17 protein-coding genes are annotated in these 12,884 nt (G+C 65.4%); 7 read left to right on the forward strand and 10 right to left on the reverse strand.

Annotated elements, in window-relative coordinates; genetic code table 11:
• The first annotated feature begins 24 nt into the window (after positions 1-24).
• Positions 25-249, forward strand: a complete 225-nt coding sequence (locus V6R86_RS10185; RefSeq protein WP_338504311.1) for a hypothetical protein — start codon at positions 25-27, stop codon at positions 247-249.
• On the opposite strand, the gene V6R86_RS10190 is transcribed toward V6R86_RS10185, so the two are convergent.
• On the reverse strand, positions 203-976 hold the full coding sequence (locus tag V6R86_RS10190) for a phosphatidylcholine/phosphatidylserine synthase (RefSeq protein ID WP_338504312.1): 774 nt from the start codon (positions 974-976) through the stop codon (positions 203-205). The two genes, V6R86_RS10185 and V6R86_RS10190, sit on opposite strands and share 47 nt — an antisense overlap.
• A complete protein-coding gene (locus V6R86_RS10195; protein ID WP_338504313.1) occupies positions 973-1,710 on the reverse strand; it encodes a phosphatidylserine decarboxylase in 738 nt (245 codons plus the stop codon). The genes V6R86_RS10190 and V6R86_RS10195 overlap by 4 nt, the downstream gene beginning before the upstream one ends.
• 89 nt (positions 1,711-1,799) lie before the next feature.
• Here V6R86_RS10195 and V6R86_RS10200 point away from each other — a divergent pair, with 89 nt between their 5' ends.
• From V6R86_RS10200 to V6R86_RS10210, 3 genes are read left to right on the forward strand one after another with little or no spacing between them, the layout of a single operon-like run.
• A complete protein-coding gene (locus V6R86_RS10200; RefSeq protein ID WP_338504314.1) occupies positions 1,800-3,017 on the forward strand; it encodes an NADP-dependent isocitrate dehydrogenase in 1,218 nt (405 codons plus the stop codon).
• A gap of 4 nt (positions 3,018-3,021) precedes the next feature.
• Positions 3,022-3,438 carry a secondary thiamine-phosphate synthase enzyme YjbQ gene (locus tag V6R86_RS10205; protein ID WP_338504315.1) on the forward strand — a complete coding sequence of 139 codons (417 nt, stop codon included), beginning with the start codon at positions 3,022-3,024 and terminating at the stop codon, positions 3,436-3,438.
• Complete coding sequence (locus V6R86_RS10210) at positions 3,435-3,902, forward strand: YbaK/EbsC family protein (RefSeq protein ID WP_338504316.1); 468 nt, start codon at positions 3,435-3,437, stop codon at positions 3,900-3,902. Before V6R86_RS10205 ends, V6R86_RS10210 begins: the two co-directional genes overlap by 4 nt.
• On the opposite strand, the gene V6R86_RS10215 is transcribed toward V6R86_RS10210, so the two are convergent.
• Genes V6R86_RS10215 through V6R86_RS10225 form a run of 3 tightly spaced genes read right to left on the reverse strand, consistent with a single transcriptional unit; the run spans position 3,903 to position 5,547 of the window.
• Positions 3,903-4,268: a PH domain-containing protein gene (locus tag V6R86_RS10215; RefSeq protein ID WP_338504317.1), complete on the reverse strand. Its 366-nt coding sequence runs from the start codon at positions 4,266-4,268 to the stop codon at positions 3,903-3,905.
• Positions 4,268-5,392 (reverse strand): Re/Si-specific NAD(P)(+) transhydrogenase subunit alpha, encoded by a 1,125-nt coding sequence (locus tag V6R86_RS10220; protein ID WP_338504319.1) that lies wholly within the window; start codon positions 5,390-5,392, stop codon positions 4,268-4,270. The genes V6R86_RS10215 and V6R86_RS10220 overlap by 1 nt, the downstream gene beginning before the upstream one ends.
• A 5-nt stretch (positions 5,393-5,397) precedes the next feature.
• Positions 5,398-5,547, reverse strand: coding sequence for a hypothetical protein (locus V6R86_RS10225; RefSeq protein ID WP_338504320.1), 150 nt, complete (start codon positions 5,545-5,547; stop codon positions 5,398-5,400).
• 125 nt (positions 5,548-5,672) lie between these two features.
• Here V6R86_RS10225 and V6R86_RS10230 point away from each other — a divergent pair, with 125 nt between their 5' ends.
• Both V6R86_RS10230 and V6R86_RS10235 read left to right on the forward strand, forming a co-directional pair.
• The gene (locus tag V6R86_RS10230) at positions 5,673-7,109 is read left to right on the forward strand and encodes a sigma-54 dependent transcriptional regulator (protein WP_338504322.1); all 1,437 of its coding nucleotides are present in this window, start codon (positions 5,673-5,675) and stop codon (positions 7,107-7,109) included.
• A 20-nt stretch (positions 7,110-7,129) separates the two neighbouring features.
• Positions 7,130-7,885 carry a phosphodiester glycosidase family protein gene (locus V6R86_RS10235; RefSeq protein ID WP_338504323.1) on the forward strand — a complete coding sequence of 252 codons (756 nt, stop codon included), beginning with the start codon at positions 7,130-7,132 and terminating at the stop codon, positions 7,883-7,885.
• Here V6R86_RS10235 and folP read toward each other — a convergent pair.
• From folP to V6R86_RS10260, 5 genes are all read right to left on the reverse strand, one after another.
• Complete coding sequence (folP, locus tag V6R86_RS10240; RefSeq protein ID WP_338504324.1) at positions 7,882-8,952, reverse strand: dihydropteroate synthase; 1,071 nt, start codon at positions 8,950-8,952, stop codon at positions 7,882-7,884. The genes V6R86_RS10235 and folP overlap by 4 nt on opposite strands.
• 8 nt (positions 8,953-8,960) lie before the next feature.
• Positions 8,961-10,079 carry a site-specific DNA-methyltransferase gene (locus V6R86_RS10245; protein ID WP_338505468.1) on the reverse strand — a complete coding sequence of 373 codons (1,119 nt, stop codon included), beginning with the start codon at positions 10,077-10,079 and terminating at the stop codon, positions 8,961-8,963.
• 211 nt (positions 10,080-10,290) lie between these two features.
• Positions 10,291-10,923: a ribonuclease HII gene (locus V6R86_RS10250; RefSeq protein WP_338504325.1), complete on the reverse strand. Its 633-nt coding sequence runs from the start codon at positions 10,921-10,923 to the stop codon at positions 10,291-10,293.
• A gap of 129 nt (positions 10,924-11,052) precedes the next feature.
• Complete coding sequence (gene msrA / locus V6R86_RS10255) at positions 11,053-11,592, reverse strand: peptide-methionine (S)-S-oxide reductase MsrA (protein WP_338504326.1); 540 nt, start codon at positions 11,590-11,592, stop codon at positions 11,053-11,055.
• Positions 11,593-11,652: 60 nt separating this feature from the next.
• Positions 11,653-12,351 carry a PilZ domain-containing protein gene (locus V6R86_RS10260; protein WP_338504327.1) on the reverse strand — a complete coding sequence of 233 codons (699 nt, stop codon included), beginning with the start codon at positions 12,349-12,351 and terminating at the stop codon, positions 11,653-11,655.
• A 127-nt stretch (positions 12,352-12,478) separates the two neighbouring features.
• Here V6R86_RS10260 and V6R86_RS10265 point away from each other — a divergent pair, with 127 nt between their 5' ends.
• A complete protein-coding gene (locus V6R86_RS10265; protein WP_338504328.1) occupies positions 12,479-12,871 on the forward strand; it encodes a response regulator in 393 nt (130 codons plus the stop codon).
• Positions 12,872-12,884: the final 13 nt, after the last annotated feature.

The following is a 12,884-nucleotide window of genomic DNA, read 5'->3' on the forward strand; positions in this document are numbered from 1 at the left end:
TCAAGAACAAGGGAAGAACGTGCCATGCTGGTTCTCGCCGTCCTCGCTTTCACTGCCATTCTGGGCCTCGGCCTGCTGACGATCGGCGAAACGCTCGCCAGCAATCTGAACAAGATTTCCGCCGCGCTGAGCGGTCATTCGCTGCGTTCCGAGCCGGTGCTGGTCACCCGTCCGGTGACCGTGCGCGTGACGACCCGCCGGGTCAGCCAGCCGGTGTCGGCACGGCCTCCGCTGCGCGTCGCCGCTTGACCCGTCCGTAGCTCAAAAGGCTGAACGGAACGCTGGCGAGATAGGCGAAGGACACCGCGAGCAGTGTAATCCACGGCTCGTTGATCAACGCCGCCGCCAGCAGCGCCACCCCCGCCAGGCCGACGATGCGCCAACTGCGGCGGATGCGGATCGAGGTCCAGCTGAAGGTCGGGATCGCCGAAATCATCAGCACCGCAATGAACAACGTCCACGGCATCACCAGTTGCCAGTCGCGGAACAGGTCGTTTCCAGTGATCAGCCACAGATAGACCGGCGCAAAGGCGAGGCCCGCCCCCACCGGCGCCGGAACTCCGGTATTGAACCCGGCAGACTTGTGCGGCTGAACGTCGGCGTCGATCCGCGCATTGAAACGGGCCAGACGAAGCGCACAACTGACCGCCAGCGCCAGGGCGACGGTCCACCCGAACTTTGGTGCGCTATCGAGCGAGAATTGAAACAGGATCAGCGCCGGCGCGGTGCCGAAGCCGATATTGTCGCACAGCGAATCGAGCTCGGCGCCGAACTTGCTGTTGGCTTTCAGCATCCTCGCGATATTGCCGTCGAGGCCGTCGAGAACGCCCGCGACGACGATCGCTATCATCGCCTTTTCCCAATCCTCGTTGAAGGCGTAGCGGATCGCGGTCAGCCCGGCGCACAGTGCCAGCACCGTCACGGCATTGGGAATGAAGGCGCGAAGCGGAAGCCCGCGGCCCTCGGCAGGGCTCACTGGCTGGTTCCGTTGAGCAGCGGGTCTTCACCCAGCACGGCGATAATCGTCTCGCCCGCGATCGCGCGCTGGCCGAGCAGCAGGCGCGAGCCCGTGCCTGCGGGAAGATAGACATCGACCCGGCTGCCGAAGCGAATCAGGCCGATCCGCTCGCCATTCGAGACGCGCTGGCCTTCCTTGACGAAGCTCAGGATCCGGCGCGCAACGAGACCGGCGATCTGGGTGAAACCGATTTTCACGCCGCCGTCGCCTTCGACCACGAAATGCTGCCGCTCATTGTCCTCGCTCGCCTTGTCGAGGTCGGCATTGAGGAACTTGCCCGGAACGTACGCGATGCGGCGGATCACGCCTGCGATCGGGGTCCGGTTGATGTGAACGTCGAACACACTCATGAACACCGACACCCGGGTAAATTCTCCCTCGCCCAGCTCGCCGCGAAGTTCGGGCGGCGCCGGCACGCGGGCGATCATGGTGACCAGCCCGTCGGCGGGCGAGACGATCAGCTTGGGGTCGCTCGGCGTGGTCCGGATCGGATCGCGAAAGAAGGCGGCGACCCAGACGGTCACGCCGACCATCAGCCAACCGAGCAGCTCGGTAAAGCCTCCGTCGAGGATCAGCAGGAAGAAGGCGATCGCGCCGGAAATGACGGCGAACTTGCGCCCTTCCGGATGGACCGAGGGAAAGCGCCACTTGACCGCGGTCAGTTGGCTGTCGGGATTGTCGATATGCGCCATGCCTTCCCCTCTAACGAGCCCACGCCCGCGTTGCCAGAGCGGCTTGCCGACGCTACCTGCACGCCGGAATTCCTTCAGCAGGCAGGCATATGACCAAGATCAAGGTGAAAAACCCGGTCGTCGAACTCGACGGCGACGAGATGACCCGCATCATCTGGCAGTGGATCCGCGAGCGGCTGATCCTGCCCTACCTCGATATCGACCTCAAATATTACGATCTTTCGGTCGAGAATCGCGATGCCACCGACGACAAGGTGACGGTCGAGAGCGCCAATGCGATCAAGCAATATGGCGTCGGAGTGAAGTGCGCCACCATCACCCCCGACGAACAGCGCGTCGAGGAATTCAGCCTCAAGAAAATGTGGAAGAGCCCCAACGGCACCATCCGCAACATCCTCGGCGGCGTCGTTTTTCGCGAGCCGATCGTGATCAGCAACGTGCCCCGGCTAATTCCCGGCTGGACCGACCCAATCGTGGTCGGCCGTCATGCGTTTGGTGATCAGTACAAGGCGACCGATTTCCGCGTCCCGGGCGCCGGCAAGCTCACCATCAAGTTCGAAGGCGTCGACGGCGAGGTCATCGAGCATGAAGTGTTCGAGTTCGAAAGCGCCGGCGTCGCGATGGGCATGTACAATGTCGACGAAAGCATCCGCGACTTTGCCCGCGCCTGCCTGAACTACGGCCTGCAGCGCAACTGGCCGGTGTACCTCAGCACCAAGAACACCATCCTCAAGGCCTATGACGGTCGCTTCAAGGATATCTTCCAGGAGATTTACGAAGCCGAATTCAAGGCGAAGTTCGAGGAAGCCGGCATCGAATATCAGCATCGCCTGATCGACGACATGGTCGCTTCGGCGCTCAAGTGGAGCGGCAAGTTCGTCTGGGCCTGCAAGAACTACGACGGCGACGTGCAGTCGGATCAGGTTGCGCAGGGCTTCGGCAGCCTTGGCCTGATGACCAGCGTGCTGATGACCCCCGACGGACAGACCGTCGAGGCCGAAGCGGCACACGGCACCGTCACGCGCCACTACCGCATGCACCAGCAGGGTAAGGCGACCTCGACCAACCCGATCGCCAGCATCTTCGCCTGGACCGGCGGCCTCAAGTTCCGCGGCCGGATCGACGACACCCCCGAGGTCGTGAAGTTCGCCGAAACGCTGGAGCGCGTCTGCGTCGAGACGGTGGAAAGCGGAAAGATGACCAAGGATCTTGCCATCCTAGTTGGTCCCGACCAGCCGTGGATGACCACCGAGCAGTTCTTCGAGGCCGTCGTGCAGAACCTCGACAAGGAAATGCAGGCCGCCTGAGCCGATGCGCCAGGCGTCCGGCACCCTCACCGTCACCGCGCCGCGTCAGGGCCTGCACCTGATCACGGACGCGGTGGCGGCGTGGGTCGCCGACCAGCGGATGAGCGAGGGCCTATTGACCCTCCTCGTCCGCCACACCTCAGCCTCGCTCCTGATCCAGGAGAATGCGGCACCGGCCGCCCGCCGCGATCTCGAGCGCTGGCTGGCGCGGATCGCGCCCGAGTCGTCAGACTACGAACATGACGACGAGGGGCCGGACGACATGCCCGCCCACCTTCGCTCGGCGCTGACGGCCGCCACCCTGTCGATCCCGGTGCTGGATCGCCGGATGCGGCTTGGGATGTGGCAAGGCATTTATCTTTGCGAGCATCTTCGTTCCCCGCGGCGGCGTGAGATCGCCGTGCACCTGATGGGCGAATGAGCCTCGAAAGCGTCAAATCGTGGGTCGCCGCACATGCGCCTGAACTGCGTCTGATCGAAGCGCACGGCAGCACCGCGACCGTCGCCGACGCTGCGGCGACTCTGGGCGTCGAACCGGGCCGAATCGCCAAGACGATCGCGCTGCGGGTCGGCGATCGCATCCTCTTGCTGGTGACACGCGGCGATGCGCGGCTCGACAATCTCAGGTGCAAGGCGGCATTTGGCGGGCGGATCCGCATGCTCGATGCGGAAGCGACGCTTGCCGCCACCGGCCATGTCGTCGGCGGGGTCTGTCCGTTCGGGCTCGCGACGCCGCTGCCAGTCTACGCCGACGTCAGCATGCGCGCCTTCGACACCGTTTATCCCGCCGCCGGAAGTCGCAACGCATCGCTGGAAATCACGCTGGCGCGGCTGGCCGAGGTCACGCACGCGACCTGGGTCGACTGCTGCACGCTGCCCGGCTGATCAGCGGCGCAGGATGCCGTGGGCCAGCACCTGCTGGATCATGGTGAGATTGCTGCCCCGCCCGATCTTGATCTCCAACGGCTGCGCAGCGCCCGCCAGCCAGAACACCATGTCGGCTTCGAGGTCGAAGGTGCCGGCGGTCTCGAGGCTGAAGCGGATGATCGAGCGATAGGGGATGGACTGGATCGAGACTTTCTTGCCGACCCAGCCCTGAATGTTGACCAGGCATAGCCGGCGGTCGGTCAAGAACGCGATGTCGCGCACCGTCTTGAACGCGATCAGCACTTCCTCGCCGTCGAGCAGCAGCGCGGCGTAGCGGCGGGCAATCTCGTCGGTGTCGACCTCGGTAGCCGAGAACAATCCCATCAGGCGAAGCGCTCGCTGACGACCGTGCCGCCTTTGGTCAGCCGCACGCCCTTCACGATCTCGTCCTCGTCGGGGAAGACCGGTCGCCCCGCTTCCTTGTCCCAGAACGCGGATAGGAAGTTGAACAGGTTGCGAGCGTAGAGCGCGCTCGAATCAGCGGGAAGCGAACGGGCGAGATTGGTCGCGCCGATGATCGTGACGCCATGGCGCTCCACATTCTCGCCGGCCACACAGCCCTCGACGTTACCACCGGCGTCGGCCGCCAGATCGACGATGACGCTGCCTGGACGCATGGTCGCGACCTGCGCGTCGCTGATCAGGCGCGGCGCGGGCTTACCCGGAATCAGCGCGGTGGTGATGACGATGTCCTGCTTGGCAAGGTGCGTGGACACGAGCTCGGCCTGCGCCTTGCGATATTCCTCGCTGGTCTCGCCGGCATAGCCCCCCTGCCCTTCGCCTTCGATTCCCGCGACGCCTTCGACGAAGATCGGTTTGGCGCCGAGGCTCTGGATCTGCTCGCGGGTGGCGGAGCGGACGTCGGTCGCGCTGACCTGCGCGCCCAGCCGCCGGGCAGTGGCGATCGCCTGGAGGCCGGCGACGCCCACGCCCATGATGAAGGCTCTCGCCGGGCTGACGGTGCCGGCGGCGGTCATCATCATCGGAAAAGCGCGGCCATAGGCGGCCGCCGCGTCGATCACCGCCTTGTAGCCCGCGAGATTGGACTGCGAGGACAGGACGTCCATTGACTGCGCACGGGTGATGCGCGGCATCCACTCCATCGCCAGCGCCTCGAGCCCGGCGCTGCCGTAGGCGGAGACAGCCTCGCGCCGCCGAAACGGATCAAGGATCCCGACCAGCACCGCGCCGGGCGCGACGCCGCCGAGTGCATCGGCGTCGGGACCGCTGACGCTGAGCACCAGTTCGGCACCATCCAGCACCTCGGCCCGTGGCGCCACCGTGGCCCCCGCGGAAGAAAAATCCTGGTCGCTGATCCCCGCCTGCCGGCCGGCGCCTTCCTCGACGAACACCGAGGCGCCAAGGGCGCTCAGTTTCTTCACCGTTTCGGGAATGGCGGCGACGCGGGTCTCGCCCGGCGCCGTTTCGGCGAGGACCGCGACCTTCAAGTCGGTCAGCTCGCCAGCAGGATCATGACGAGGAAGCCGAGCAGCAGCGCAATCACCACGCCCCACTTCAGCAAGGTGATGAGCAGGCTGTAGTCTTCCTTGGCGCGATTGAAATCGACCGGGCTGTCGGAATTGGACGTGGGTTCGGCGGCCATGATTACTCCCTTGGATTGGCTCTTTGACGATTGTCATAGCCGCAAGGTGGCCTGCTCCCAAGCCCCCTCACCGTCACCGTTTCTTTACTGATGCGAATTAGGTTGGCCGCAGAGGAGCCTTGACCGTGCGCGCCGATACCGTCCGATTCCTGCTGCTGATCGATGCCGATCCCGCCGAGCGACGGGTGGTTGCGTCGACCGCTGCGCGCGCTGGGTGGAATACCCTTGGCAGTCCGTCCGGCGAGCAGGTGCACGAATTGCTCGGCGGACCCAACGGACATGAGGTCAAGGCCGTGCTGGTCGGCCGCTGGGATCCCGAAGCCGGTCCGGCGCTGGTGCGCTCGCTTCGCGGCGATCGCCCGGGCCTGCCGATCATCGTCCTCGCCGAAGGTGGTTCGGTCGGCCAGGCGGTCGACGCAATGCGCGCCGGTGCCAGCGATTTCCTGGTTCGTCCGGTAGCGCCGGAACGATTGCTCGAAGCACTTGCCGTCAACGCCGATCGCCGCCGGGCATCGGGCGAGCTTGCTCCCCTGTCGGAGAAAATGGCGCCGAGCCTCGCGCTCGAGGAATTGGTCGGCGGGGCCCCCGATTTCCGTGCCGCGCTGGCCGTCGCCGCAAAAGCCGCTCGCAGCCGGCTGCCGCTGCTGATCATTGGCGAAGCGGGGTCGGGCAAGGAGACGGTCGCCCGCGCCGTCCACGAAGCCAGTCCGCGCAGCCGTTCCTCTTTTGTCGCGCTCGACTGCCGGGCGGTGCCCGCCAATATCGTCGACAGCGAATTGTTCGGCCATGTCGCGGGCGCTTTTCCGGGTGCCTTCGCGGAACGGATCGGCAAGCTCGTCGAAGCGGACGGCGGCACCCTGTTGCTCGACGAGATCGGCGATCTTCCCGCTTCGACCCAGGAAGCGCTCGACCGCGTGCTGGCGACGGGCGAGGTGCGGCCGGTCGGCTGCAACGGGTCCAACAGCGTCGACGTGCGGTTGATCGCGACCTCGAGTAAGCCGCTGCCCGACAATTTCGACCAGGGCCTTGCCGATCGTCTCGCCGGAACCGTGGTCGCGGTGCCCCCCTTGCGCGATCGCAGCGGCGACATTCCGGCGCTTGCCCGGCATCTCCTGTCACGGCACACCGGGCAGCCCGGCATTCGTCCGCTTTCGATTGCCGAGGGCGCGCTCGAGGTGCTGATGCGCTACGGCTGGCCGGGCAACGTGCGCCAGTTGTCGAACGTCCTGTTTCGCGCCGCCTTGCAATGCGAAGGCTCGGCTCTGACCGCCGACGACTTTCCGCACATCGCGCTGCAGTCCAAGTTCACCAACCGCGTCGGCGATACGTCGCGCGAGATCGGCGCGACCGCCGCCTCCGCGGCGCTTGCCGGCGGTCAGGGCATCACCTTGTGGCAGGCCGACGGGCATTTGCGATCGCTCGAAGAGATCGAAGGCGATCTCATCCGTCTCGCCATCGGGCATTATCGCGGCAAGATGACCGAGGTAGCGCGCCGCCTCGGAATCGGGCGCTCGACCCTGTATCGCAAGCTTGCCGAGCTCGGGATCGACACCGGCGCCTGACGCCCCCACATGAGCAGCCGATGCAGATCGTGTTGCTCCTCGTTCTCCTGCTCGCCGCCTGCAAGCGGCCCGAGCCGGCGCCTGACATCCAGGAAACGACTGCGAGCGGGCCGTGCCGTTCGCTGATGTTCGAAGGCCAGCGCTTCACCATCTGCCGCGATCCGGCGGCACGATTGGAGCTGGCCCTCAACGATTTCCGCGGCCGCCCCTTGCGCAGTTTCGTGGCGCTGGAGCAGGTGCTGGGTGATCGCGCGACCAAGGTGCGCTTCGCGCTGAATGGCGGCATGTTCGACCACGAAGGACGCCCGATCGGCCTCGCCAATGCCGACGGTAAGGAAGCGCGGCCGATCAATCGGCGCACCGACGGCGGCGGCAATTTTCATCTTCAGCCCAACGGAATCTTCCTGGTCCGGAACAACGGACGCGCGGCCATCGTGCGAACGCAGGATTATGCGCCTGAGACGGCGCCTCGCATGGCGACCCAGAGCGGACCGATGCTCGTCATCGATGGCACAGTGAACCCCCGCTTCGATGCCGACGGACGTTCGCGATACGTTCGCAACGGGGTCGGAGTGGATGGCGAGGGCGTGCCCGTTTTCGCCATCAGCAACGCGCCGGTCAGCTTCGGCAAGTTCGCGCGTTTATTCGCGGGGCCGTTAGGGTGCCGCAACGCGCTGTACCTCGACGGATCGGTGTCGAGCCTTTGGGATCCGGCGAATGGGCGGATGGACAGCCTCGTGCCGATCGGACCGATGATCGTTGCAATAGCGTCTTAGAACCGTGGCGTAAGTGCCTGATCACGCAGGCCGCGCCAAAGGCGCAATGCTTGAACCGTTTCGAACGTGTCGTGGGCCCGCACCAGATGAGCCCCCTGCTCCGCCGCCTTGATCGCCAGTACCACGCTGCCACCCAGCCGACGGTCGGCAGGCGCTTCGTTGTGAAGCGCGCCGATAAACCGCTTGCGACTGGCCCCGACCAGAAGTGGGCATCCGAGCGCGTGAAAGGCCGACAGCCCGTTCATCAACTCGAGATTATGCGCCACGGTCTTGCCGAAGCCGATGCCCGGATCGACGATGATCCGGTCGCGCGCGATACCGGCCTCGACGGCGGCGGCGATCCGGTCTTCCAGCCAGAAGAACACTTCGACCAGCGCGCCCCGCGGATAGGAGGGCGCGTCCTGCATGGTCTCGGGCGAGCCCTGATGATGCATCAGGACGACCGGTACGCCAGCCTTGGCGACCACCTCGGCCGAGCGTGGGTCCCAGGTCAGCGCCGACACGTCGTTGACCAGCGCCGCGCCGATGCCGAGCGCCGCTTCCATGACGCTGGCTTTGCGTGTGTCGATCGACACCGCCGCCCCGCCTGCGGCAAGACGCTGGACCAGCGGCACCACGCGCTCGATCTCGTCGCCTTCCCACACTGCCCGGGCGCCGGGACGCGTGCTCTCGCCACCCACGTCGAGGATCGCGGCGCCAGCCTCGCTTGCGGCAAAGCCGTCTTCGGCGCTTGCTGCCTCGCCGCCACCCGAAAAACTGTCGGGCGTCGCGTTGAGGATTGCCATGACCTGCGGCTGATCGAGGCGAATGGTTCGCTGCCCGAGGGGCAGCGGCTTGCGCGGCGCCGTCAGGGCGGCCCAGTCCGACACCATGGCGGCGGTGTCGAGCCGCTGTTCCAGCCGTTCGACCGGAATCAGCTCGGGCGAAACGTTCCCGTCGTGTCCGACCTTGAGCAGCTCGACCGCGGAAAACCAGCACATCGTTCCGGCCAGCCGCGCGACCTGTCCGTCGAAGCCGAAGGGCGCGTCGACGAAGCCGGTCGGGCGAAGGATCGTGCGAAAGGTCATGGGGTCGCTCAGGCCAGGCCCGCCAGATGCTCCTGGCGAAGCGTGTCGATCGGTACCAGCCGGCCCATTCGCTCAACGTGCCAGAAGGTCCAGCCATTGCAGCTCGGCGCCTTGTTGAGGCCGGCGCCGACTTTGTGGATCGATCCGGCATGCGGTCCGCAGCTCAGCGATCCGTCGGCGCGCACCGCGGCTTTCCAGCGGCGCTTGGTGTCCATCAGCACCGTGCCCGGCGGGACCAGGCCGCTTTCGACCAGCAAACCGAAGGCGACCCGCGGCTGGCTGCGCTTGTCGGGCACGGTTTCCATCGCGCTTTCATCGAGCGGCAGGGTCGCTGCGATCCGCGCTTCGGCCACCTCGATATAATCGGGCTCGCGCTCGATCCCGATCCAGTGACGGCCGAGCCGCTTGGCGACCGCGCCGGTGGTGCCGGTGCCAAAGAACGGGTCGAGCACGGTGTCGCCCGGCTGCGTGCAGGCCAGCAGCACGCGATAAAGCAGGCTTTCGGGCTTCTGCGTCGGATGCGCCTTGTGCCCATCCCCGCCCTTCAGCCGCTCGCCGCCCGAGCAGATCGGAAGCACCCAGTCGGAGCGCATCTGCAAGTCGTCGTTGAGCGCCTTCATCGCGCGATAGTTGAAGGTGTAGCGGCTGTCCTGCGACTTTGAGCACCACAGCAAGGTCTCATGCGCATTGGTGAAACGGGTGCCGCGAAAGTTGGGCATCGGGTTCGACTTGCGCCACACGATGTCGTTGAGGATCCAGAAATCGAGGTCCTGCAGCGCGGCGCCGACGCGGAAGATGTTGTGATAGCTGCCGATCACCCAGATCGCGCCATCGTCCTTCAGCACGCGGCGCGCTTCGGTCAGCCAGGCGCGGGTGAATTTGTCGTAGGCGGCGAGGCTGTCGAAGCGGTCCCAGTCATTGTCCACTGCATCGACCCGCCCGCCTTCGGGCCGGAACAGATCGCCGCCGAGCTGAAGATTATAGGGCGGATCGGCGAAGATCAGATCGACGCTGCCGGCGGGAAGCGCACGCATCGCTTCGATGCAATCGCCGGCGATGATTCGCCCGCTCGGATCGACGTCGGCCTTGCGACGGACACGCGGCAACGCGTCCTTTACGGGCGACATGAGGTTCATGAAATGCGTTTCCCCCTGCTTTCGACCGTCATGGTGAGTCCGCCATGAGTTTGGGTCAACGAGGAAAGGGTTAACGGCCGCCGGAGGCCGATCGGAACGGAACGAGTCCGCAACGAGACGACCACAAGATGTTGAGTCCGGCCGGCGCACGGGGACTCAAGCCAATGTGGTGTTGCGGCGAGGACTCAGCCTCGCGGCTCTTTCATTCTGCGGCGAAAGCGAGCCTTGGCTGGGCCGCGTCGGCAAGCACATCGCGGACCAGCCCGAAGCTTCGGCGATGCAGCGGTGTCGGGCCAAATTCGATCAGGGCGCGGCGATGATCGGCGGTCGGATAACCGCGGTTCCGCTCCCATCCGTAGCCGGGGTACTCCGCCGCATGGGCCGCCATGATTCGGTCTCGGGTGACCTTGGCGATGATCGACGCCGCCGCGATCGAACGGCAGCGCGCGTCCCCCGCCACGATCGCCCTGGATGGCCGCTCCCAGCGCGGCGAACGATTGCCGTCTACCAGGATGAAAGCAGGATCGAAGCCGAGCGCTTCCACCGCGCGGGCCATCGCCAGCATCCGCGCCCAATAGATGTTGAGCGCGTCAATCTCCTCGACGCTGCAGATACCCACACCGCAACGCGCCTGGCGCATCAGCTTGCCGTGCAGCGCCTCGCGCGCTTCGAGACTGAGCTTCTTGCTGTCGTCGATGCCGCGCGGAAAACGGTTGCGGTCGAGCACTACCGCAGCAGCCACGACGGGCCCTGCGAGCGGCGCGCAGCCTGCCTCGTCCACACCCGCGAGCGGAAGCGGATGATCCTTCTCGAGCTTGAAGCAGGGACGAGCCATTTGAGGGACTTAGCGGGCAGCGCTTCCGCACGAAAGCCCGCATCGGCAACCACTGGCCCACGCCGCCCAGTAGCACCTCAGCCGGCTGCCCGACCCCCTCCGCCAAAGCGACGAAGAGGGCCGGCAGGATCAGGCGTCGGCTTTCAATCGATTCTGAAAGCTCTTGCGCAACTTGTTGAGCTTGGGCGGAATGACCGCCATGCAATAAGGATTACGCTGGCCTTCGGTTTCCCAGTAATTCTGGTGATAATCCTCGGCCGGATACCAGGTCGACGCCGGTTCGATCGTGGTTACGATCCGACCACCCTGCTCCTCGTTCAGCGACGCGATCTTGGCGCGGGCTTCCTGCTCCTGCTCGTCGGACAAGGGGAAGATGGCGCTGCGATATTGCGTACCGATGTCGTTGCCCTGCCGGTTGAGCTGGGTCGGATCGTGTGTCGCGAAAAAGATGTCGAGCAAGTCGCCGTAGCCGACCACCTCGGGATCGAAAGTGACGCGGATCGCCTCAGCATGGCCGGTGTTGCCGCCGCACACCTGCTTGTAAGTCGGATTGACGGTATCGCCGCCGATATAGCCGCTTTCGACCCCGCTGACGCCCGCGACGTCGAGGAACACCGCCTCGGTGCACCAAAAGCATCCGCCGGCGAGGATGGCTTGTTGTTCGCTCATCAATACACTCCGTTTGTTCTCGGAGCGGATGTAGGAACGGGTGCCCGCTTTTGCGAGCCGTCAGGGGCGGTAGCTGGCCTTGAGACTGGCGAGCTCAAGCCGCTTGCCGACCCATTCGGCCAATTCCTCGAAGCTCAGTTCGCGGTCGAAGACGATGCCGGCGCGGCGGTCGGAATACCACCGCACCTCGCCCTTGATCGGGCGCAGGCTCTCAACCACCACGACGACCTTCGCGCCGATGCAATATTCGTCGATCGGGCCGACCTTCATGCCGCCCAGCGACATGTCGTGGACGTCGACCTTGTAATAAAGCTTGTTGATCTTGACGCTGGCCGAGCAGCCGACCTCAAGCCGGGGCGGACGCGGGCGAAAGCCGTGGCGCGGCTTTCGACCGGCCAGCAGCTCGCCGAGATCGAGGCTTTGATCGAACTTGAGTCCGATCAGCCCTTCGCGGATCCACACCACGCTGGCCGGAATGGCCTGGCTGTTGAATTCGATTCGGACTTCAGCGCCGATTGGTGGACAGCGCCCGCAATCGGCCATCAGGCCGCCTGCGGACATGTTGCGGATGCGGATCAGCTGCTCGCCGATCGCGCTGTTAAGCTTGGCGACGCGAAGGGTCGGTAGCAGCCGTTCGTCCGAGCGGCGTTCGGGGGGCCGGGGAACCGCCAGGCTCAATGACACCGTGGTCGAATCGAAGGCGGCCGCATCCACCTCTGCCGGGCGCCGCGTCTGGCGGCGGATCAGGCTCTGAAACACGCGTCCCGTCTCCTTCGCGACAACCCTCACGACAGGGGCCACGCAATGGCGCAGCGACCGGCTTCTAAACCCTTCCCGGTTAAGAACCGGTTGCAACTCTCCGGCAAAGGCGTGAAGGGGTGGGTTAATGCCCAATCTGCCCCGCCTGCTGCTCATCGACGACGAACCCGCGCTTGCCGACTATATGGCGACCGCCGCCCGGATGACTGGGTTCGACCCAACCGTCGCGGCCGACCACCAGAGCTTTCTCGACGCTTTCGGCGAAGCCAAGCCCGAGGTGGTGGTGCTGGACCTTGGTATGCCGAAGACCGACGGGGTCGAATTCCTCCGCTTTCTGGCCGAGCATGATTTTGCCGGGCCGGTCTTGATCGTGTCCGGTTTCGACCGGCGGGTGCTCGAAAGTGCTTTCCGGCTCGGGACCGAGCTCGGCCTGCAGATGGTAGGACCGCTGGAAAAGCCGGTCCTGCTGGACGACCTCGAAGCGCTGCTCCTTTCGCTCAGGCCGGCCAGAGCGAGGTGAAACACAAGGATGT

The sequence above is a fragment of the Sphingomonas kaistensis genome (assembly GCF_036884275.1).
Lineage (GTDB): Bacteria > Pseudomonadota > Alphaproteobacteria > Sphingomonadales > Sphingomonadaceae > Sphingomicrobium > Sphingomicrobium kaistense_A.

Bases quoted from the DNA above. Each gene is read 5' to 3' on its own strand.
- V6R86_RS10185 (WP_338504311.1), top strand. From the start codon at position 25: ATGCTGGTTCTCGCCGTCCTCGCTTTCACTGCCATTCTGGGCCTCGGC.
- V6R86_RS10195 (WP_338504313.1), bottom strand. From the start codon at position 1,710: ATGGCGCATATCGACAATCCCGACAGCCAACTGACCGCGGTCAAGTGG.
- V6R86_RS10200 (WP_338504314.1), top strand. From the start codon at position 1,800: ATGACCAAGATCAAGGTGAAAAACCCGGTCGTCGAACTCGACGGCGAC.
- V6R86_RS10205 (WP_338504315.1), top strand. From the start codon at position 3,022: ATGCGCCAGGCGTCCGGCACCCTCACCGTCACCGCGCCGCGTCAGGGC.
- V6R86_RS10210 (WP_338504316.1), top strand. From the start codon at position 3,435: ATGAGCCTCGAAAGCGTCAAATCGTGGGTCGCCGCACATGCGCCTGAA.
- V6R86_RS10215 (WP_338504317.1), bottom strand. From the start codon at position 4,268: ATGGGATTGTTCTCGGCTACCGAGGTCGACACCGACGAGATTGCCCGC.
- V6R86_RS10225 (WP_338504320.1), bottom strand. From the start codon at position 5,547: ATGGCCGCCGAACCCACGTCCAATTCCGACAGCCCGGTCGATTTCAAT.
- V6R86_RS10235 (WP_338504323.1), top strand. From the start codon at position 7,130: ATGCAGATCGTGTTGCTCCTCGTTCTCCTGCTCGCCGCCTGCAAGCGG.
- folP (WP_338504324.1), bottom strand. From the start codon at position 8,952: ATGACCTTTCGCACGATCCTTCGCCCGACCGGCTTCGTCGACGCGCCC.
- V6R86_RS10245 (WP_338505468.1), bottom strand. From the start codon at position 10,079: ATGTCGCCCGTAAAGGACGCGTTGCCGCGTGTCCGTCGCAAGGCCGAC.
- V6R86_RS10250 (WP_338504325.1), bottom strand. From the start codon at position 10,923: ATGGCTCGTCCCTGCTTCAAGCTCGAGAAGGATCATCCGCTTCCGCTC.
- msrA (WP_338504326.1), bottom strand. From the start codon at position 11,592: ATGAGCGAACAACAAGCCATCCTCGCCGGCGGATGCTTTTGGTGCACC.
- V6R86_RS10265 (WP_338504328.1), top strand. From the start codon at position 12,479: ATGCCCAATCTGCCCCGCCTGCTGCTCATCGACGACGAACCCGCGCTT.